The organism is Kribbella sp. (genome assembly GCF_035655035.1).
Taxonomy (GTDB): Bacteria; Actinomycetota; Actinomycetes; order Propionibacteriales; family Kribbellaceae; genus Kribbella.
The window spans coordinates 1-20,411 of the sequence record NZ_DASRVN010000196.1 but is presented as its reverse complement, the minus strand read 5'-3'; the positions used below and the strand labels follow the sequence as shown (position 1 = coordinate 20,411).

21 protein-coding genes are annotated in these 20,411 nt (G+C 71.0%); 13 read left to right on the top strand and 8 right to left on the bottom strand.

Going from position 1 to position 20,411, the window contains the following annotated elements:
• The 3 genes from thiE to VFF46_RS11605 all read left to right on the top strand — a co-directional run.
• Positions 1 to 565: thiamine phosphate synthase (gene thiE / locus VFF46_RS11615; protein WP_325037093.1), on the top strand; the 565-nt coding region annotated here is incomplete at its 5' end.
• The gene (locus tag VFF46_RS11610; protein ID WP_325037092.1) at positions 562 to 984 is read left to right on the top strand and encodes a ribonuclease; all 423 of its coding nucleotides are present in this window, start codon (positions 562 to 564) and stop codon (positions 982 to 984) included. The genes thiE and VFF46_RS11610, both read left to right, overlap by 4 nt.
• Complete coding sequence (locus VFF46_RS11605) at positions 981 to 1,400, top strand: barstar family protein (RefSeq protein WP_325037091.1); 420 nt, start codon at positions 981 to 983, stop codon at positions 1,398 to 1,400. The genes VFF46_RS11610 and VFF46_RS11605 overlap by 4 nt, the downstream gene beginning before the upstream one ends.
• A 4-nt stretch (positions 1,401 to 1,404) precedes the next feature.
• Here the strand turns inward: VFF46_RS11605 and VFF46_RS11600 are convergent, their stop codons facing one another.
• Positions 1,405 to 2,472, bottom strand: coding sequence for a polyprenyl synthetase family protein (locus VFF46_RS11600; protein ID WP_325037090.1), 1,068 nt, complete (start codon positions 2,470 to 2,472; stop codon positions 1,405 to 1,407).
• Positions 2,473 to 2,530: 58 nt separating this feature from the next.
• Here VFF46_RS11600 and metF point away from each other — a divergent pair, with 58 nt between their 5' ends.
• Entirely contained in the window at positions 2,531 to 3,448 is a 918-nt protein-coding gene (metF, locus tag VFF46_RS11595; protein WP_325037089.1) for a methylenetetrahydrofolate reductase [NAD(P)H], read from the top strand.
• 4 nt (positions 3,449 to 3,452) lie between these two features.
• Positions 3,453 to 3,992, top strand: a complete 540-nt coding sequence (locus tag VFF46_RS11590) for a SixA phosphatase family protein (protein WP_325037088.1) — start codon at positions 3,453 to 3,455, stop codon at positions 3,990 to 3,992.
• Here VFF46_RS11590 and VFF46_RS11585 read toward each other — a convergent pair.
• The 4 genes from VFF46_RS11585 to VFF46_RS11570 all read right to left on the bottom strand — a co-directional run bounded on the left by VFF46_RS11585 (position 3,989) and on the right by VFF46_RS11570 (position 9,657).
• Positions 3,989 to 5,395 carry an alpha/beta hydrolase gene (locus VFF46_RS11585; RefSeq protein ID WP_325037087.1) on the bottom strand — a complete coding sequence of 469 codons (1,407 nt, stop codon included), beginning with the start codon at positions 5,393 to 5,395 and terminating at the stop codon, positions 3,989 to 3,991. The genes VFF46_RS11590 and VFF46_RS11585 overlap by 4 nt on opposite strands.
• Before the next feature lie 37 nt (positions 5,396 to 5,432).
• Entirely contained in the window at positions 5,433 to 7,658 is a 2,226-nt protein-coding gene (locus VFF46_RS11580; RefSeq protein WP_325037086.1) for a HelD family protein, read from the bottom strand.
• Positions 7,659 to 7,760: 102 nt separating this feature from the next.
• Entirely contained in the window at positions 7,761 to 9,068 is a 1,308-nt protein-coding gene (locus tag VFF46_RS11575) for a phytoene desaturase family protein (protein ID WP_325037085.1), read from the bottom strand.
• On the bottom strand, positions 9,061 to 9,657 hold the full coding sequence (locus VFF46_RS11570) for a DUF4126 domain-containing protein (RefSeq protein WP_325037084.1): 597 nt from the start codon (positions 9,655 to 9,657) through the stop codon (positions 9,061 to 9,063). The genes VFF46_RS11575 and VFF46_RS11570 overlap by 8 nt, the downstream gene beginning before the upstream one ends.
• Before the next feature lie 163 nt (positions 9,658 to 9,820).
• Here VFF46_RS11570 and VFF46_RS11565 point away from each other — a divergent pair, with 163 nt between their 5' ends.
• Positions 9,821 to 11,743 (top strand): N-acetylmuramoyl-L-alanine amidase, encoded by a 1,923-nt coding sequence (locus tag VFF46_RS11565; RefSeq protein ID WP_325037083.1) that lies wholly within the window; start codon positions 9,821 to 9,823, stop codon positions 11,741 to 11,743.
• 10 nt (positions 11,744 to 11,753) lie between these two features.
• Positions 11,754 to 12,479, top strand: coding sequence for a nucleotidyltransferase domain-containing protein (locus VFF46_RS11560; protein WP_325037082.1), 726 nt, complete (start codon positions 11,754 to 11,756; stop codon positions 12,477 to 12,479).
• Here VFF46_RS11560 and VFF46_RS11555 read toward each other — a convergent pair.
• Positions 12,472 to 12,942, bottom strand: coding sequence for a YbaK/EbsC family protein (locus tag VFF46_RS11555; protein WP_325037081.1), 471 nt, complete (start codon positions 12,940 to 12,942; stop codon positions 12,472 to 12,474). The genes VFF46_RS11560 and VFF46_RS11555 overlap by 8 nt on opposite strands.
• Before the next feature lie 422 nt (positions 12,943 to 13,364).
• On the opposite strand from VFF46_RS11555, the gene VFF46_RS11550 reads away from it, so the two are divergent.
• The 6 genes from VFF46_RS11550 to VFF46_RS11525 all read left to right on the top strand — a co-directional run bounded on the left by VFF46_RS11550 (position 13,365) and on the right by VFF46_RS11525 (position 17,086).
• Complete coding sequence (locus tag VFF46_RS11550; RefSeq protein WP_325037080.1) at positions 13,365 to 13,730, top strand: DUF6504 family protein; 366 nt, start codon at positions 13,365 to 13,367, stop codon at positions 13,728 to 13,730.
• Positions 13,727 to 14,200, top strand: coding sequence for an SAV_6107 family HEPN domain-containing protein (locus VFF46_RS11545; protein WP_325037079.1), 474 nt, complete (start codon positions 13,727 to 13,729; stop codon positions 14,198 to 14,200). The genes VFF46_RS11550 and VFF46_RS11545 overlap by 4 nt, the downstream gene beginning before the upstream one ends.
• Positions 14,201 to 14,229: 29 nt before the next feature.
• Positions 14,230 to 14,478, top strand: coding sequence for a hypothetical protein (locus tag VFF46_RS11540; RefSeq protein WP_325037078.1), 249 nt, complete (start codon positions 14,230 to 14,232; stop codon positions 14,476 to 14,478).
• Between the two features lie 41 nt (positions 14,479 to 14,519).
• A complete protein-coding gene (locus tag VFF46_RS11535; RefSeq protein WP_325037077.1) occupies positions 14,520 to 15,731 on the top strand; it encodes a DUF480 domain-containing protein in 1,212 nt (403 codons plus the stop codon).
• A 12-nt stretch (positions 15,732 to 15,743) separates the two neighbouring features.
• Positions 15,744 to 16,529 carry a methyltransferase domain-containing protein gene (locus tag VFF46_RS11530; RefSeq protein ID WP_325037076.1) on the top strand — a complete coding sequence of 262 codons (786 nt, stop codon included), beginning with the start codon at positions 15,744 to 15,746 and terminating at the stop codon, positions 16,527 to 16,529.
• 140 nt (positions 16,530 to 16,669) lie between these two features.
• Positions 16,670 to 17,086, top strand: a complete 417-nt coding sequence (locus tag VFF46_RS11525) for a DUF3040 domain-containing protein (RefSeq protein ID WP_325037075.1) — start codon at positions 16,670 to 16,672, stop codon at positions 17,084 to 17,086.
• Positions 17,087 to 17,190: 104 nt separating this feature from the next.
• Here VFF46_RS11525 and VFF46_RS11520 read toward each other — a convergent pair whose 3' ends face one another.
• Positions 17,191 to 19,563 (bottom strand): DUF3488 and transglutaminase-like domain-containing protein, encoded by a 2,373-nt coding sequence (locus VFF46_RS11520; protein ID WP_325037074.1) that lies wholly within the window; start codon positions 19,561 to 19,563, stop codon positions 17,191 to 17,193.
• The coding region (locus tag VFF46_RS11515) for a DUF58 domain-containing protein (RefSeq protein WP_325037073.1) at positions 19,560 to 20,411 on the bottom strand (852 nt) is incomplete at its 5' end. The genes VFF46_RS11520 and VFF46_RS11515, both read right to left, overlap by 4 nt.

Here is a 20,411-nt window from a genome sequence, read left to right as displayed (position 1 = left end):
CGCTCAGTTCCTGGACGCCGCGCTGGCCGGTGGCGTGGACATCGTGCAGCTCCGGCAGAAGGAGATGGAGGCCGCGGACGAGCTGGCCGCGCTGGAGGTGTTCGCGGACGCCTGCAAGCGGCACGGCAAGCTGCTGGCGGTCAACGACCGCGCGGACATCGCGTTCGCGGCCGGTGCCGACGTACTGCACCTGGGCCAGCGGGACCTGCCGGTGCACGCGGCGCGGGCGATCACCGGGCCGGGGCCGATCATCGGGCGCTCGACGCACACGTTCAGCCAGGTGAACGCCGCGGTCGACGAGGTGGGTTCGGACTACTTCTGCGTCGGACCGACCTGGGCGACGCCGACCAAGCCCGGACGGCAGGCGGCCGGCCTGGAGCTGGTGTCGTACGCCGCGGGCCGCCGGCAGCCGAAGCCGTGGTTCGCGATCGGCGGTATCGACCTGGACCGGCTGGACGAGGTGGTCGAGGCCGGCGCGGCCCGCGTGGTCGTCGTACGGGCGATCACCGAAGCGGACGATCCGGGCGCGGCGGCGGCCGAGTTCAGCCGGAGGCTCCGCCGGTGATCAACAACCAGAAGACCGCGCGGATCGTCGCGGTCGTGGTGGTCGCGATGCTGGTGATCACCCTGGCCGCCTCGCTGTTCGGGTGCTCGGCGGACACCAAGACGCGGGGCACCGACCCGGCCAGCGGGCTCAAGTACGTCGCGGTCGCCGACCTGCCGAAGGAGGCGCAGGACACGCTGAAGCTGGTCGACCAGGGCGGGCCGTTCCCGTACAGCCGCGACGGCGTGGTGTTCGGCAACCTGGAGAAGATCCTGCCCAAGCACGACCGCGGCTACTACCACGAGTACACGGTGAAGACGCCGGGGGAGAAGGACCGCGGCGCCCGCCGGATCGTGTCCGGGAACGGCGGCGAGCGGTACTACACCGATGACCACTACAAGTCGTTCCGCCGGATCGCGGAGAACGGGGGCACCTCATGACCTCGCTGAGTGCGCTGCGGCCGGGGGTGTACCGGTGGCCGGACGCTCCCGGCGCCGACGTCGTACGGCGGGAGGCTGCCGCCGCCGGGTTCGGGTTCGTGCTGCTGGACACCGGCGAGATCCACGACAAGACCGGGTTCCTGGACCTGTGCGCGACCGCGTTCGACCTGCCCCGCTGGTTCGGGCGGAACTGGGACGCGCTGGCCGACTCGCTGAGCGACCGGTCGACCGGCGCGCCCGAGGTCGTGCTGTGGACCGGCATCCGGAACCTGCTCGAGCACGACCACGACACGGTCGACGTCGCGCTGCAGATCTTCACCGAGGACACCACGAACTCCGGTCAGCTCCGGGTCCTGATCGCCGAGCCGGGCACGCCCACGCCCGACCTGCTGCGCGCGTTGCCGAAGGTCCAGTAAGCGCCTACAGGTTCCGGGAGGTTGCTGCGATCGCCAGATCGGTGAGGGCCTTGCGGGCGGTGTCGTCGGCCAGCGGCGCCCGGTCGAGGGCGTCCAGCGCGTCCTCGGTGCGATCGGTGATCAGCTCCTCGCAGGCCTGCACGGCGCGCGAGTCCTGGAGGATCTCCCGGAGCAGCTGGATCTCGTCGTCGTCCAGGTCCGGACGGCCGAACAGCCGGTTGAACTCGGTCAGCTGGATCTCCGACGCGTGGTCGACGGCGTACGCGATCAGCACCGTCCGCTTGCCCTCGCGCAGGTCGTCACCGGCGGGCTTCCCGGTCAGCGCCGGGTCGCCGAACACGCCCAGCAGGTCGTCGCGCAGCTGGAACGCCTCGCCGAGCGGCTGCCCGTAGCCGGACAGCGACGCGATCAGCCGCTCGTCCCCGCCGGCCAGGGCGGCGCCGATGTGCAGCGGACGCTCGATCGTGTACGTCGCGGACTTGTACCGCAGCACCCGCAGCGCGAGGTCCATGTCGGACTCGCCGCTCGCCTGCGCGACCAGATCGAGGTACTGCCCGGCGGTGACCTCGACGCGGACGGCGTCGAAGTACCGCTCCGCCCGCGCCAGCGCCGCCGCGTCGAAGCCGGACGTGTGCAGCAGTTCGTCGGCCCAGATCAGGCACAGGTCGCCGAGCAGGATCGCGGCGCCGACCCCGAAGCCCACCGGGTCACCGCCGCGCCCGGTCTTCTCGGCGCGCTCGCGCTGCAGCGCCTCGAAGCGCCGATGGGCGGCCGGCTGACCCCGCCGTACGTCGGAGGAATCCATCACGTCGTCGTGCACGAGGGCGCTGACGTGCAGCATCTCCAGGCTCGCCGCGGCGGTCAGGATCGGTAGGGCGGGATCGCCGCCCGCGGCCCGGTAGCCCCAGTAGCAGAACGCCGGCCGCAGCCGCTTGCCGCCGCTTGTCGCGTCCCGCGCCGCCTGCACCTGCTCGGTCAGCTCCGGCCCGATCGCCGCCAGCCGCTCCTGCTGCCGGTCCAGGAACCCGCTCAGCGCCTGCTGGATCCCCGCCGGGATGTCCACGTCGTCCACGTCTCGGAGCGTAGTCGGTGGGCAGACGCTCACGTTCACCGCGGGTAACCTGAGGCGCATGGCGAACGGACTCCCCTCGACGCTTCCCGGCGGCGCGCCGACCATCCGTGAGCTGCTCGCGTCCGGGGAGCGGTCCTTCTCGTTCGAGTTCTTCCCGCCGAAGACGCCCGAGGCCGAGGAAGTGCTGTGGCGCTCGATCCGGGAGATCGAGCAGCTCCGGCCGACGTTCGTCTCGATCACGTACGGCGCCGGCGGCAGCACCCGGGACGGCACCATCCGGGTCACCGAGCGGGTCGCGCAGGACACCTCGCTGACCCCGCTCGGTCACCTGACCTGCGTCGCGCACTCCCGCGACGAGCTCCGGTCGGTGATCGGCGCGTATGCCGGTTCCGGCGTCCGGAACATGCTCGCGCTCCGGGGCGACCCGCCGGGCGGCCCGAACCAGCCGTGGGTCGCGCACCCCGACGGGCTGAACCACGCGATCGAGCTGGTCGAGCTGATCCGGTCGCTCGGCGACTTCTGCGTCGGCGTCGCCGCCTTCCCGGACAAGCACCCGGAGGCCGTCTCGCTGGAGGCGGACGCGCGAGTGCTGGCCGCGAAGGCGCGGGCCGGTGCGGACTATGCGATCACGCAGATGTTCTTCGGCGCCGACGACTACTTCCGGCTCGTCGACCGGGCGGCCGCGCTCGGCTGCGAGATCCCGGTGCTGCCGGGCATCATGCCGGTGACGAACATCAAGCAGATCCAGCGGATGGCCGAGCTCACCGGCATGGCCTTGCCGGCGTCCGTGACGGACCGGCTGCACGCCGTCGAGGACGATCCGGCCGCGGTCCGCGAGACCGGCATCGAGATCGCCACCGAACTCTGCGAACGCCTCCTGGCGGGCGGCGCCCCCGGCATACATTTCATTACGTTGAACAGATCGACCGCAACACGACAGGTCTTCCGCAACCTCCGATCGGCAGTCGTATCCTGACGCAATGGCTGACCCGTCGGACCTGTTGATCGACCGAACTCTCGTCCTGCTCCGGCACGCGAAGGCGGTGCCGCCGGAGACCAGGACGGATCTGCCGGACCTGGAGCGACCGCTCGCCGACCGTGGCCGCGCGGACGCCGCCGCGGCCGGCCGGCACCTCGTTGCCCAGGGCATCGAACCGGACCTGGTGCTGTGCTCGCCGTCGAAGCGCACCCGGGAGACCTGGAAGCTCGTCGCCGACGCCGGCGTCACCGCCCAGGACGTCTGGTACGACAAGCGGGTCTACAACGCCGACACCGACACGCTGCTGGACGTCATCCACGAGGCGCCGGCGGAGGCCCGCACGGTGGTCGTGGTCGGGCACGCGCCGGGCATCCCGTGGCTGGCCGACGAGTTGGCGCTGGACGGCACCAGCCCGGAGCGCATCGAGCTCACCCAGAAGTACCCGACCACGGGTCTCGCGATCCTGCACCTCACCACCCACTGGGCCGACCTCGCCGCGAACGAGGCCGACCTCGTGGAGTACGTCGTACCTCGCGCTTAACTTGGGGCCGGGCAGTTGCCGTCCGTCGGTAGCTGCCCGGTCAGCAGGTACTTTTCCGCCTTGCCGTCCACGCACGGGTTGTTCGAGAACAAGTACGTCGCGTGGTTGCCGCCGTTGTCGGTGAGCAGCCGGGAGCGGCTGAGTACTGCGTGCATCCGGCGAGCGCCCAGCAGCGGTGTTGCCGGGTCGTAGCGACTCTGCAGCAGCAGGACCGGTACGGCTGACCTGATGTGGACCTGCTTCGCCGGAGCGACCGGCCAGAACGCACAGGGCGCGCTGTACCACGTGTTCATCCAAGCGAACTGCGGTGCGTGCCGGTCCGCGATCGTGGTGTCCGAGTGCCACGCGTTCCAGTTCCGCGGCCAGCCTGGGTCCATGCAGTTGTAAGCGAGCAGTCCTGGGTCCACCGACTGCAACGCGAACTGGTCCGTGATCGACAGCAACCCTGACGGGTCACCGTGCCGGTACTGCACCAGCGCGTCGGCCAGTGACGACCACAGGTCGTCCGTGTAGAGCGCAGACGCGAGCATGTCGTCCAGCTCGGCCGAACCGGCCCGTTTGCCTGCAGGCTTCTTCGCCAGGTCGCTACGGGCCTTCTGCCACACAGCCGCGACAGCCTTGGCCGTCGTACCCAGGTGGTACGTCTTGTTCTGCCCAGCGATCCACCCGAACAGCTGACCGGCCCTTACCTGGAACGCCGGGTCCTGCTCGTATGTCGTGCGGTACGTCGACACCAGCGGGTCGACCACGCTGTTCAGGATCATCCGGCCGGTGTGCTGCGGGAACAGCGTCGCGTACGTCGCGCCGAGCTTGGTGCCGTACGAGTAGCCCAGGTAGTCGAGCTTGTCGCGGCCGAGAGCGATCCGGATCCGGTCCATGTCGCGGGCGGCGTTCTCGGTCGTGATGTACGGCAGCAGGTCCTTGGCGTACCGGCCGCACTGCTGTGCGATCTGCTTGGCCTGCTGCACGCGCTGCTGCTCCTGCTGCGCGTTCGCGGGCTTGTAGGGGAGCGCCGGGTGCTTCACCAGCTTGCTGGTGTTGCCGCAGCTGACCGGCGTACTGTCCCCGACGCCGCGCGGGTCGAAGCTGAACACGGCGTACTGGCCGGCGACCTTCTCGGGGAGTGCCGCGTTGACCATCTGCTCGAGGCCGATCCCCGGCGCGCCCGGGCCGCCCGGGTTGACCAGCAGCGCGTGCGGAGCGGACAGACTGCCGACACCGGAGATCGTCAGCGTGATCTGCTTGCCGTTCGGCTTCGCGTAGTCCAGCGGGACCTTGATCGTCGCGCACGACACCTGCCGGAACGCCCCGGAGTCGGGTGGGCACTCACCCCATTTCAGCTTCGGTGCGGCGGCCGCGGGCACGGTGAGTTGCGTGGCCGTCGCCAGGACAGCGACGGCCACGCCCAGAACCTTGGTCAAAGCGCTACTTCCTGCTGCGTCAGGAGTCGCGGGCGGGCAACCAATGGGTAGTGCTGTTGATGGTAATCAAACGTTGGGTCGCCCGGGTCAACACGACGTACAGCGCACGCACCCCGCCCAGTGTGTCGGTGACGATCCGGTCGGGCTCGACCACCACGACACCGTCGTACTCCAGGCCCTTCGAGTCCAAGGGGCTGACGGCAACCACCCGCGGATCGCCGAGCTCGGCGAGCACCGGGTCGACCGCCGGGCGCAGCGCCGGGGGCACGATCACCCCGACGGTGCCCTCGACCAGCTGCAGCAGCTCCACGGCCGCGTCGCCGGCCGCCTCCGCGACCTTGCCCGCGTCGAAGATCCGGTGCTCCGGCCCGACGCCCGTACTGCGGACCGCGTTCGGCAGGTCGGCGTCCGGGATCGACTGCCGGATCACCTCACCGGCGAACGCGTAGATCTCGGCCGAGTTCCGGTAGTTGGTGGACAGCCGGAACGTGTGCCGCTGCAGGTGCGACAGCATCGAGTCCATCGCGGCCTGCGCCTCGGCCGGGTCCCGCCAGGAGCTCTGCGCGAGGTCGCCGACGATCGTCCAGCTGGCCTGCGGCCCACGCCGGGTGACCATCCGCCACTGCATGGGGGAGAGGTCCTGCGCCTCGTCGACCAGGACGTGCGCGTACTCCTCCGGCTCGTCCGCCTCGCGGGCCGCCGCGGCCCGGGCCCGGCGCTCGGAGCTGGTCAGTACTTCGTTGACGCCGTCCGTCAGCCCTTCCAGCCAGTCGAACTCCTCGTCGGTGTTCTCCATGATCGGCGGGCGGCCCAGGAGCGTACCGAGCTCGTCCAGCAGCGCCACGTCCGCGACGGTGAACTCCGCGGTCGTACGGATCGCGGTGGCGAGCGCGTCGACCTCTCGCGGTGTCAGGTCGTTGCGGGCCCAGCGCTGGAGGCGGCGCGGGTCGCCGAGCCAGCGCAGTACCGACTCGGCGGTCAGCACCGGCCACCACTGGCTGAAGAACGTCCGGAACGCAGGGGTGTCGGTAACGCGGTCACCGAACGCCTCACGGTCGCCCAGCGGCCCGTTGCGCAGGTCTTCCGGGAACCGCTGCCACAGTGCGGCGACCAGGCCCTTACGAGCCTCAGCAGCCGCCCGATTGCGGACGGTACGGCGGAGCGCGTTGCGGCGGACGTTGTCGAGCTGGTTGGCGTCCAGCTCGACCGTCGCGCCGCCCAGGAACACCCGCAACGTCGTCGGCGCGTTCGGCACCCGGTCGCGGGCAGCACGGGACAGCACGCCCCGCATCCGCAGCGAGCCCTTGACCGCGGCCACCTCGGCGCTGTCGACGGCCGTCGCCTTGACACCGTCGACGAGTTCGCCGACGGCCCGCAGCGAGACCGTGTTCTCACCGAGGCTCGGCAGCACCCGCTCGATGTAGGCCATGAACGCGGCCGACGGCCCGACGACGAGTACGCCGCCACGCTCGAAGCGCCGACGGTCGCTGTACAGCAGGTACGCCGCGCGGTGTAGCGCGACCACGGTCTTGCCGGTGCCGGGACCGCCGCCGATCACGGTGACGCCACGGGCCGGTGCCCGGATCGCCTCGTCCTGCTCGGCCTGGATCGTCGCGACGATGTCGCGCATCGTGTGCCCACGGGCCCGTGACAGCGACGCCATCAACGCGCCCTCGCCCATCACCGGCAGGTCCTCCGGCGCGCGCTCCGGCGCCAGCAGGTCGTCCTCGAGGCCGGCGATCCGGGCGCCCTTGTTCCGCAGGACACGCCGCCGGACGACCTTCTGCCGGTCGGTCGGGGTGGCCCGGTAGAACGGCTCGGCCGCGGGTGCCCGCCAGTCGATCACCAGTGGCTCGTACTCCGCGTCGCGAACGCCGATCCGGCCGACATACAACTTGTCCAGCTCGTCCGCGGTCGCCGCGGGCGGCTGGTCGTCGCCGTGGTCGGAGTCGAGCCGCCCGAAGACCAGGCCCTCGTGCTCCGCGTCCAGCTCGGCGATCCGGCGGGCGGCCGCGAACACCAGCACGTCGCGCTCGTACAGACCGGTCTGCTCCTCCTCGCGGACGCGGCCGACGTTCTGCGCCTGGCCGCGCTGGTGCCCTTCGACCGCGATCCGGGACGCGGACCGGGCGGCCTCCTCGACCCGGCCGTAGACCCGGTCGACATGTTGTTGCTCAGCCGCCAGCTCAGCCCGCCCCACGGCGTCGTGGTTGTCGTGATCGGCCGATGTGGGGGTTTGATCCACCGAGGTCCTCTCTACCGCCGGGCTCAGTTCCCGACTCAGCCCGACTCAGAACACAGGAACAACCAATCTTAGTTGGCCCCTCTGTCCAACCCCACAGCGGTCTCAGGCCTTCCCGATCGAATCGGCCACGATCGCCGCGCCGAGCGTGGTCGCGGGGACTCCGGAGCCGGGGTGCGCGCCCGCGCCGACGCAGTACAGGCCCTTCACCGGCGACACGTTGGCGGCCCGGCGGCGGGCGGTCTTGTACCCCTCCCACGCCACACCGGCCCACCAGGACGGCGAGGTCTGCCGGGAGACCACGTTGTCGCGGACAGGCAGCCCACGGGCGACCAGGAGATCCAGTACGTCGTCAGTCGGGTACCCGTGGACCAGCACCGACCACGCCTGGTGACCAGCTGGCGCCGTACCGCCCGTTCTTACGACGACGGTCGGCGTGCCATGCAGCACGGTCTCGAACGGCAGCTCCGGAACCGGGTCCTTCAGCCCCAGGTGTACGACGTACGCCGACTGCGCCTGGTGTGTCGACAGGATCCGCTTCCGCACCTTCTTGGCGGCAGGCTCGTCCAGCATGGACTCGTACAGCACCCGCGGATCGATGTCGCTGACGACGATGTCTGCAGGGACCTCTTCACCGTCCGACAGCCGTACGCCGCTCACTGCGCCGCCGGAGGTGGTCACCGCCACGACCTCGGCGCTGGTCCGCACGGTGATCTTGCGCTCGCCGGCACGCTGCACCAGCGCGTCGGCGAGGGCGCCGAAACCGCCGGGGATCGTCCAACGGCCGAACGTGCGCTCCAGATACGACCACACGCCGACGTACCCGGGTGTCAGGCTCGCGTCGGAACCGCCCTGGGCGGCGAAGTGTCGCAGTACCGCACGGGCACGGTCGTCGGTCAGCTCGCGCTGGGCGACATTCTCCAGCGACTGCCAGGGCTTGAGGGCGCGGATGGTCTTGATCGGCAGCTTGTCCTCGAGCGGTGGCTCCAGAGAGGTCTTACGAAGCAGCTGCCACGTGTCGCCGTACGCGTCGACCAGCTTGGTCCACTGCGCGGCCACGGGCGCTCCTGCCAGGTCTGTCCACGCCTCGTCTTGCGCACCGCGGTCGCTGACCGGCAGGTCGAGGACGGAGCCGTCGGGGAACATGTGGCGCCGCGGCTCGTTCACCGGCTCCAGCTGGACCAGGCTCTCGATGGGGCGACCGCTCTTGCGGAACAGGTCGCGCAGCGCGGCCGGGAGCGTCGTACTGGCAGCTCCTGCGTCCCAGGTGAAGCCGTCGGCCTCTACGCGACCCAGCACACCGCCCAGGTGCTCGTTGCGTTCGCAGATGGTCACCTGGTGTCCGAGCTTCGCCAGCCGCACGGCACTCGCCAGACCGGCCAGACCGGCCCCGACCACTATCACTTCAGCCACTGCTGTTCCCACGTTTCTCTCGCCACGCCTTGAACCTGAGATACCCCCGCCGGATCAGCCTGAACGCGAAGTAGACCGCGATCAGCCCGAGAATCAGCAGCACGCCGGCGATGATCAGCGCCGCCTCCGGATGGAAAGCGGCCAGCGAGACCACACCGGCGACCGCGACATCCTCTCCCGACGACGCGGCGATGTTCGTGACCGGCTCGGGCGAGGTGTTGATCGCGAGCCGCAGACTCGACTTCACCGCGTGCGAGAGCAGCGCGACCAGACCGCCGGTGGTCGCGATCACGGCCTGGTGCAGGGTGCTCGCCTGACCGGACATCAGCGCGGCCAGGATCGCGCCGATGGTCGGCCGGATCACCGTCGAGACGGCGTCCCACGCGGAGTCGACGTACGGGATCTTGTCGGCCACGAACTCGAACGCGAACAGGACGCCCGCGGCGATCAGTACCGGTGTCGTGGTCAGCGCGTGCGGCACGTCGGTGGCGCCGGCGAAGCGGCCGAGCAGGCCGAGGATCAGCACGCAGACATAGGCGTTCACCCCACTGGCCCAGCCTGTCGTCACCGCCAGCGGCAGCGCTTCCATCGCGGTACTCCGTAACCCGTGGTGATCAGCATGATTTTCGTCAGTATCGAACCCTCGGATGTGGGTTTTGGTTAACCGTTGACATCCGCGTCGGCTCGACTCACAGTGACTAGGCTGCCAGTCTGTGTGACCGGCACCCGCCCGAGGGGTTCAGGAGAACATCATGCTGCGTCGTCCGAAGATTCTTGCCGCACTCGCTGCGGTAGCGCTGCCGACCGCACTGGTCGGCGTGTCGTTGGGAAGTCCACCAGCCCAGGCCTCACAGCCCGGCGCCGCGATCGCCGGCGGTCAGTCCGCGTACGCCGCGGCCGCCGCGAAGTACGGCGTACCGGAGCAGGTGCTGCTGGCCGTGTCGTACGCGGAGTCCCGCTGGGACGACCACGCGGGCGCGCCGAGCACCACCGGCGGGTACGGCCCGATGCACCTCACCGGCCTCGGCGCCTCCGAGGTTGCCGACCTGTCCGGCAAGCAGAAGGTGGCCACGGCCGAATCGCTGCAGACGCTCAAGAAGGCGTCCCAGCTGACCGGCGTCGACCAGTCCACGCTGCGCACCGACACCACCGCGAACATCGACGGCGGTGCCGCGGTGCTCGCGTCGTACCAGAAATCGCTCGGCCTGCCGGTGGGCGCGAACACGTCGGCCGCCGGCTGGTACGGCGCGGTGGCGTCGTACGCCGAAGCGGGGGACAAGGTCGGCGCGGCGGGCTTCGCCGACGACGTCTACTCGATCCTGGCCAAGGGCGCCGCCCGGACCACGAACACCGGCCAGCAGATCGTGATGCCGGCACTCGCCGTCAAGCCGGACAAGGCCCAGCTGAGCAAGCTGTCGCTGCCGGCCGGCGTCCAGCCGTCGACGTCGAACGTGGAGTGCCCCCCGACGCTCGGCTGTGAGTGGCTGCCGGCGCCGTACTCCGAGTTCGGGACGGCGGGTGACTACGGCAACCACGACCTCGCCAACCGACCCAAGACCGGCAAGATCAACTACATCATCATCCACGACACCGAGGGCACCTGGCAGGGCGTGCTGAACCTGGTGCAGGACCCGACGTACGTGAGCTGGAACTACACGATGCGGTCGTCGGACGGCCACGTCTGGCAGCACGTGAAGGCCAAGGACGTCGCCTGGCACGCCGGCAACTGGTACGTGAACATGCACAGCATCGGCATCGAGCACGAGGGCTTCGCGCCGCAGGGCGCGACCTGGTTCACCGAGTCGATGTACCGCAACTCGGCCAAGCTGGTGCGCTACCTCGCCGTCAAGAACAACATCCCGCTCGACCGCGCGCACATCATCGGCCACGACCAGGTGCCGGGCACGGTCCCGTCCACGGTCGCCGGCATGCACTGGGACCCGGGACCGTACTGGGACTGGGAGCACTACTTCGACCTGCTGGGCGCGCCGATCTGGGGCAAGTCCGTGCTGCCGGTGAAGGCGGGCTCGGTCGTCACGATCAAGCCGGGCTTCGCGGGCAACGTCCAGGTCGTGTCCAACTGCGACGCCCCGGGCACGCCGTGCAAGCCGCAGGGCACCAACTTCGTGTACCTGCGCCAGGCGCCGGACGACAACGCCCCGCTGGTCAAGGACATCGGCCTGCACAAGGACGGCTCCGACGGCACCACTGACGTGTCCGACATGGGCTCTCGGGCCGCTGCGGGCTCCGAGTACGTGGTAGCCCAGCGCCAGGGTGACTGGGTGGCCGTCTGGTACCTGGGTGCGCTCGCCTGGTTCAAGAGCCCGGCCTCCGCGCCGGACGCGTTCGCCAAGCCCGGCCTGGTCGTGAAGCCGAAGGCGGGCAAGATGTCGGTGCCGGTGTACGGGCGTGCGTACCCGGAGCAGTCGGCGTACCCGGCTGGAATCCCTTACCAGACGGTGACTCCGCTGCAGTACACGATCGGCGCGGGTCAGGCCTACCCGGTCGCCGACCTGAGCATCGAGACCGACTACTACCGGGCCGTGTCGTTCAACGGCCAGCCGCCGGCGGACCACGTCCAGGTGCTCGGCAAGGACAAGTACTACGAGATCTGGTTCGGCCACCGGATGGCGTACGTCCGGGCTGCCGACGTGGACGTCCGTCCGGCCATCTAATCTGACGCACGTGATCGACGAAGCCGTTCAGCCGTTGCTGGACGGCTTCGTCACGTCCGTACGGGCGGTTGCAGAGGTCCGAGCGGTCTGGCTGCACGGGTCGCTGGCGCTGGGCGACTACCAACTGGGGCGCAGCGACCTGGACGTGATCGTCGTGGTGTCCGAGCCGCCGCCGCCGTCCGTCGCCGAGGTCCACCGGGAGCTGATCCGGTCGAACCCGCTGGCCGTCAAGCTGCACTGCTCGTACATGACCGACCTCGCGGACCTGTCCGTGCGGCACCCGACGTTCGCCCACCAGCGGTACTTCGACCGGCCGGTGACGCCGGTGACCCGCCGGGAGCTTGCCATCGGCAACCGGTCGCTGTTCGGGCCGGTCCCGGGCGAGCTGCTGCCACCGGTCTCCGACGAGGAGCTGTTCGCGTTCGTCCGCCGGGACCTGCGCGACTTCTGGTATCCGGTCACCCGGAAACGGACGCCCTGGTACCGCGACATCTGGGTCGACCTCAGCCTGCTCACGCTCGCGCGGGCGCATGTCACGCTGGCGACGGGCGACCTGATCACCAAGCGGGCCGCGCTCGACGTCCTGCCCCGGCTCGGGGCGCCCGTGGGCGTCGTCGAGGACATCCGCCGGCGCCGGTACGAGCCGGAGTCCCGGGTCGGGCCGTGGTGGCGGCACACACGCGCCGGGCTGACCCGGCGCTTCCTGCGGACCGCCATCCCCACGGTCCTCAGTTGACGGTGATCTCCGTGCCGTCGGTGAGCTTCAGCAGCTCGTCGTAGGTGGTCGGGAAGACCGAGTGCGGGATGCCCGCCGCGGCCCAGATCACGGCGTACTGCCGCAGGGCGGTGTCGACGTACGTCGGGACCGGGCCCGGGTGCCCGACCGGGGCGACGCCGCCGATCGACTGACCGGTGTGCTGCTTGACGAACTCCGGGGTGGCCCGCTTCAGCTTCCCGATCCCGAGACCGGCGGCGACCTTCGCGGTGTCCACGCGGTGCGCGCCCGAGGTCAGGATCAGCACCGGGGCGCCGTCGCCGTCGAAGATCAGGCTGTTCGCGATCGCGCCGACCTCGCAGCCGAGCTCCGCCGCCGCGGCCGCCGCGGTCGGCACCGCCTCGTCCAGGATCACGATCTCACCGGTGGCACCGGCCGCCCGCAGCGCGTCGGCCACCTTCTGCACATTGGGATGACTGCTCACCCTGGTGAGCTTAGGGCCCTTGTCACCCCGGTTTCGCGCACCGTCCGAAAACTGTCGGTGGCCTCCGCCACGATGAAGTCATGGAGACCGGAACCGTGCCCAGCAGCGCCGCCCCCGCGGTCGCGGCTGCCCGCGTCCCGGTCCCCGGCGCGCCGCCACCGGTTCCCGTTGACGACTGTCGGCAGGCGGCGATACGCTTCCAGTGTTCGAACAGATGTTCGATTGCCTCGGACCCGGCTTCGTCGGGAGGCCGGACCGGGGCGGACCGGACAGCTGGACGGCTCCGGTGCGGAGTTGCGGCCGCATCGGAATCCGGTGGTCCCGGCGGGCCGGGCACCGGGGTGGTCCTCGACCCCCACCCCGCGCCCACCCGCCGGGCCGCCGACTCGGGACAGCGTTGGAATCACAGGAGGCGATGGAGCATGTGGGAGTTCGACGACGCCGTCGAGGTGCACTCGGTGCCGGTGGACGGCGTGCAGATCCCCGACCAGTTCCTCTGGCGCGGCCGGCTCTGGCGCGTCCGCGCCGTCCGCTCCCAGTGGACCGAGACCGCCGCCTGGTGGGAGCGCGGCGTCATCGGCACCGGGTCCAGCCCCGACTCGCTCGCCCGGATCGACGCGGCCACGGTCGCGGCCGCCGTCGGCGTGCTGGACGCGGAATGGGGGCCGGAGCGTTCGGTGTTCCGGGTGGAAGCCGGCTGTGGCCGCTTCGGGCGGCAGGAGATGTTCGATCTCGCCAACGACCCGCTCTCGGGGCGCTGGCAACTGGAGAGGGTGACCGACCGATGACAGTTTCACCGGTATCGCCGGCCGCGGCCGGCGCGGCCAGCCGCGAGCTGTTCCGTGCCCGGGCCGCGCTCGCCGAGGCGACCGAGACCAGCGACCACCTGATCCGCTACTCGAGCGCGCACGTCGCGGCGCTCCGGGTCGCGGCCGCCGTGCTCGCGGTCCGCGCCCGCCCGGTCCGCTCGGGCAGCCGCCGCCGGGTGCAGCGCAACGCCTGGGTGCTGCTCGCCGAGGTCGCGCCGGAGTTCGGCGAGTGGGCCACGTTCTTCGCCGCCGGCGCTTCCCAGCGCGCGGCCGCCGAGGCCGGGCTGGAGCGCGCCGTCAGCACCCGCGAGGCCGACGACCTGGTCCGCGCGGCCGAGACGTTCTACACCCAGGTGGAAGCGAGCTTGCGGCTCTCCACCAGCCCGGTGCTCACCGCGACCACCGATCCGCAGTCCGTCCTCACCCAGCCCTGGATGCAGGCGAGCTGACAACCCCCGCAGCAGAGGAGATCCCGACCGTGAGCGAACCCACGAGAGGCCTGGGCAAGGACCTGTGCGCTCGCGTCCACGCCGTCACCGGCGCCGAGTGCTACCTCCCGGACACCCACTACCCCCGCCCGCATCAGTCCCTGTCCGGCGACTCCTGGCACGACGGCCTCTGCACCCGCTGCGCGGGCTCCGGCCTGGCCGCCGACACCCTCTGCCCAGCCTGCAACGGCACCTCCTTCGAGCCCATCACGCTCCCCGAGACCTACCAGCCCGGCTGACCGCCGCCGGCCGGACCGGGTGGTGAATTAGGGTCTGCAGAGTGAGCGGACTTCCGGTACTGGATGGCGAGGAGCAGCGGGTTCTCGGGAGCTTGCTGGAGAAGCAGTTGACCGTGCCGGCGTCGTACCCGTTGACGGCGAACGCGCTGCGCACGGCCTGCAACCAGGCCAGCAATCGTGAGCCGGTCGTGGACTACGACCAGGGCACCGTCGAGCGGACCGCGCGTGGGCTGCGGGATCGTGAGCTGCTGCGGATCGTCTGGGTCGACACCGGTCGCCGGACGTTGAAGTACCACCAGATCCTGGATGAGAAGCTCGGCCTCGAGGAGGACGAGCGGGCGCTGCTCACGGTCCTGCTGCTGCGCGGTGCCCAGGCGCCGGGGGAGCTGCGGACGCGGACCGAGCGGCTGCACCGGTTCGACGACCGGTCCGCCGTGGAGGCGTGCCTGCAACGGATGGCCGCGCGTCCCGAGCCGCTCGTCCGCGAACTCGAGCGCCGCGCCGGTCAGCACGATCGCCGCTGGGTCCACCTGCTCGGCCCGGTGCCGGAGGCGGAGACGGCCGCCGCGGTGGAGTCCGTCGACCGCGACACCGTGATCGCCGACGGGACGGCAGCCCGCGACGAGCGGGTGCGGTCGGCGTACGACGCGGTCGCGACGACGTACGCGGACGAGTTGCTCGACGAGCTCGACGGGCTGCCGTTCGAGCGCTGGCTGCTGGACCGGGTGATCGCCGACGCCGGCGGCCGCCCGGTCGTCGAGGTCGGCGCCGGGCCCGGGCACGTGACGGCGTACCTCGCTGACCGGGACGCGGACGCGGTCGGTATCGACCTGTCGCCGGAGATGGTTGCCGAGGCCCGCCGGCGGTTCCCGCGGCTCAGGTTCGAGGTCGGCGACCTGCGGCGGCTCGCTCGCCCGCCGGCCAGTTCCGGCTGGGCGGCGGTGCTCGCCTGGTACTCGCTGATCCACCTGGCCGTCTCCGAGCTGCCGGAAACGATCGCCGCGCTGACCCGGCCGATGGACCCTGGCGGCCTGCTCGTGCTCGCGTTGCACGCGGGTGACGAGGTCCGGCACGTCGACGAGTTCCTCGGGCACGAGGTCAGCCTCGACTACGTCCTGCACAACCCGGCCCAGCTCGTGCACCTCCTCGAGGCGGCCGGTCTGACCGGCATCGAGTGGTACCTCCGCGGCCCGCTCGCGACCCACGCCGAAACCACCAACCGCCTCTACCTCCTGGCCCGCACCCGGTCCTGACGGGGAAGTAGGGTGTGGCGCGGTGGGGCGTGGATCGGGCTGGAGGACTTGATGGTGGAGCGGCGGCGGCGCGGCGTACGGACGGCGTTGGTGGGCGAGGCGCTGCGGGTTGCGCTGGCGGCGCGGGAGCGGACCGACCCGGGCGCCGGCCTGGACATCGTCGACCTCGGCGGCGGGACCGGCGGGTTCGCGGTGCCGCTGGCGGTCGAGGGGCACCGGGTGACGGTCGTCGACCCGAGCCCGGACGCGCTCGCCTCGCTCGAACGCCGCGCCCGCGACGAAGGCGTCAGCGAACTGGTCCGCGGCGTCCAGGGCGACGCGGCCGAGCTGCTCGGCCTGACCGGCGAGTCGACCGCGGACGCGGTGCTGTGCCACGGGGTGCTCGAGGTCGTCGACGACCCGGTGCAGGCCCTCCAGGCGATGGCGTCGGTACTGCGGGAAGGCGGCGTACTGAGCCTGCTGGTTGCTCAGCGCAACGCCGTCGTGCTGGCCCGCGCGCTGGCCGGGCACCTGGCCGAGGCGCGGATCGCGCTGCAGGACCCGGACGGCCGCTGGGGTGCGACCGATCCGATGCCGCGCCGGTTCGACGAGGCCGGGATCGCGGCGCAGCTGGCCGACGCCGGGTTCATGGTGCACACCGTGCACGGGGTCCGGACGTTCGCCGACCTGGTGCCGTCCGCGTTCGTCGACTCCGAGCCAGGGGCGGCCGAGTCGCTGGCCGAGCTCGAGCGGGCCGCGAGCCAGCACCCGGCGTTCCGGGCGCTGGCTACTCAGCTGCACATCCTCGCGACCCGCTGACGACGCACGGTGACAAGCGTGCTGCGCGCGGTGTATCCGGGGGCAGTTGCGGGACCGTGACGCGCTGGACAGCCGGTCAGGGTTTCGTGTGACGCGGGCGCGGCCTAGACTGGGAGCGGCCTATCGAGATCGCGCTCATCATGGAGGGATCGACGGTGCCCCTCTCGGAAGAAGAGCAGCGCCAGTTCGAGCAGCTCGAACGTGCCCTTGCTGCGGAAGACCCGAAGTTCGTTTCCGCCATGCGTGGGACCAATGTGCGCTTGTACTACCGGCGCCGGGCAGTGCTCGCCGGCGTTGGTTTCGTGCTGGGCATCGCGGTGCTGATGACCGGTGCGATCCTGCCCAACACCATCATCGGAGTCATCGGCTTCGTGATGATGGTGGCCTGTCTGTACGTCGCCGCGCTGAGCATGAAGCGGATCAGCAACGCGGGGGAGTCCGACGACATCCCGCCGCCTCCGCCGACGAAGCGCCACCGGACCAAGCACGACTCGTCCGGCACGTTCATGGAGCGCATGGAGGACCGCTGGCGCCGCCGCCGCGAGGAAGACCTCTGACGGTCCTGGCAGCCTGACCTTCCGGCCACACCCTCGCCCTGGTGCGACGGGTGTGGCCGTTTCTGCACGCCGGGTCTACGACCAGGTGGCCGAGGACCGCGGCTTCATCCTCTGTGTGATCCCGTCGTAGGCCGCTTCGGGAGGAGCAGCGAGCGCAGCCGGGCGAGCAGCAGGTCGAACTCGTCCAGCAGGTCGGACGCCTCGGTGGTGCCGCGGCTCAGGTACCACCGCCAGGACGGCGGCAGCAGCCGTGCCCGCCACCGGCGCCGGGCGGGTGCCTGCGTCCAGAGTGCCTGGCGTACGGCGGCCGCGTCGTCGCGGAGGTCCAGCTCGGGCTTCGCGTCACCGGCGTACCGGAGTGCCTCGATGCCGCGGGCCAGCCGGCGCGCCGCCGGGTGCGTCTCCTCGGGGAGCTTCGACACCAGCCACTGACCGGCCTGGCGCGGCGTCGAGATGTCCGACCAGTCCAGGTTCAGGTCCCGGGCGGTGTCCCGCACCTCCGCCCACAGCCCTTCGGCGCCGGCCCGTCCCGGTGGGCGCAGGTAGCGCCGCCGGCGGGTGAGCGTCCGGATCAGCCACGGGATGCAGATCAGCAGGATCACCCCGAGCACCGCGCCGATCGCCTGGCCGCCGCCGTTGCTGAACCAGTTGCCGGTGCCGGCCGCCGTACCGCCGCTCTGGTCGGCCAGGTTCGGGTCGTGCCGCGGCTTGTCGATCGGGCCGGTCTGCTTGGCGCCCGGGGTCGTCGGCTCGCTGGTGGTCGGCGTGGTCGGCGTGGTCGCGTTCCCGCTCGCCGCGACCGTCCAGCCCGGCGTGCTCGCCACCCGGGCGGACGGCGTCGGCTCGAACCGGACCCAGCCGGTGCCCTGGAAGTACAGCTCCGGCCAGGCGTGCATGTCGTGCATCCGGACCGTGTACTGGCCGTCCTTGCCGGCCGTCCCGGGCAGGAACCCGATCCCGACCCGGGCCGGGATCCCGAGGATCCGGGCCATCAGCGCCATCCCTGTCGCGAACTGCTCGCAGTACCCGGACTTGCTGGTCAGCAGGAAGTCCTCGAGCGCGGCCATCCCGCTGCCCTTGACGTTCTGCGTGTTGTACATGAAGCCGCCGCCGGTGCGGAACCAGTCCTGCAGCAGCACCGCGGCCTCGAACTTGTTGTCCTTGGCGTCCGCCGTCACCCGGTACGCGAGCTGCTTGATGCTCTCCGGCGTCTTCTCCGGCACGACCAGCGTGTACTTGTCCGGGGCGCTGGTGGTGATCGAGTCGTGCAGCTGCTCCGGCGTCGGCTCGACGTCGTACGACGTGAGCCGGTAATCCTTGCCCGCGACGATGTCGCCGTTGCTGGACATCACGTCCAGCGCGCCCGCGTCGTACTGCCACCCCCGCTTCAGCGAGATCGACTGCAACGGGTACGGGACCGGGACGAACTGCGAGCGGAGGTCGCGGGTGACGCTGATGTCCATCGTGTTCACCGGCACCTTGGACAGGTCGCCGTTGAATCCGGGCGGGGGAGTCAGGTTCCCGTCCAGCTTGTTCTCCTGGCCGCGGGGAGCGATCTGCCAGGTGTTGCCGTCGAACAGGTCCAGCGCGGTCAGCCGCAGGTAGCTGCCACCGGACGGCCCGCCCTTGTAGGTCAGGGCGACCGAGTTCACGCCGCGCTTGAGGTTGCGGCCCATGTCGAGCATCGGGTTGGTCGACGAGATCGACGCGCCGATCCCGTTCCCGGAACTGCCGCCGGCCAGGCCGTTGCCGATCACACCTTCCGGGAGCGCGGGCAGCAGCGCGGGCAGCAGCGCCGCGATCGCGACCACGGTCAGCCCGATCCGCCGGCCGGCCTGGCCGAGCGCCGACGCCTCGACGGGCTCGGCCGCGTCCAGGTGCGAGACGCCGGAGATGCGGCGGCCCCAGCGACTCAGCCGGCTGCGTCCTTCCGCGGACAGCAGCACGATGTAGCCGATCGCCGGCGGGATGAACAGCAGCCACGGCAGCCCGCCGTGCACGGTCGCGGCCGGCACCGTGTACATGATCAGCAGCAGCAGTCCGGACCAGGCGGCCTGGCGGAGCTGGACCGCGATCACGTGGATCAGGAACCCGGTCACCGAGATCACGGTCACCGCGAACAACGTCAGGTGCGGGTCCGCCGGCAGCGGTGCGCTGAACCGGTTGATCGAGTCCATCGCGTCGGCCAGCTGCGAGTTGAACTCGATCGCCGTCGCCTTCCACGGGAACAGCCCGAACTTCATCGTGCTGTGCAGGAAGAAGAACGACAGCAGCTCGACGAGCACGAGCAGCTGGACGATCGGTACGACGATCCGCGGGATGCGCAGGTTCTGCAGGAGAACGCCGACGCCGGTGATCAGCGCGCACAGGAACGCGCTGACGAACAGGAACGGCCCGGAGAACACCGGCGTCAGCACCAGCGACCCGAGCGCGGTCGCGCCCCACGCGGCGATGGAGATCCTTGCGTGACCGGTCATGCGATGCGTCCGCTCCTCAGGCCCAGGCCGGACCATACGGTCGGGAGGTGGTCGCCGCGGCGGACTCTGGCGACGCGCCAGCCGTTGCGGCGGAGTTCGTTCTCGGTGGCGTCCGTGGCCGCGGCCAGGCGGGCCGCCTTCTCGGTGGCCTCGGCGCCGACCGCCCAGCTGGCCGCGTCCAGTACCAGCGCGACGCCGGTCGCCTGGCTGGTCCGCCACCGGTTCAGCGCGGTCACGTCGTCGGTGCTGCAGGCGCCGAGGACGGCGATCACCAGGCTCGGCTCGTGCGCGTTCCGGTCGACGGTCAGCAGCGGCCCGAGCTCGGCGTACTTGTGCTCCTCGACCGTCGCGCACTCGGTCAGTAGCTGCTGCTGACCGAGCGGCTGGTGGACCGCGGCCGACGTTCGGTGCATGATCGCGGACAGCGTGGTCGGCCCGCCGAGCATCGTGGTCACGTATCCCCGGCGGATCCGGTCGATGCCGATCGACGCGATCGCGCTGACCGCCCACTCCAGGCTCGACGACGGACCGTGCCCGTGGTGCGAGATCATCCGCGCGTCCAGGAACAGCGAGCACCGGCTCTGCCACGGCTGCTCCTCGCGGCGCACCATCAGCTCGCCGCGGCGCGCCGTCGACCGCCAGTGCACCCGGCGCAGGTCGTCGCCGTCGCGGTACTCGCGGACGGTCGCGTCCTCCTCGCCGGCGGCCGCGATCGCCCGCGGCCGGTTCTCGCCGGAGCCGGCCCGGTCGGCCCCGAGCCGTACTTCGGGAAGCTTGTAGACCCGCGGCGTGACCAGCAGGTGCTGGCTGCGGGTGAACGTCCGGCTCGTCTCCACCAGCCCGAACGG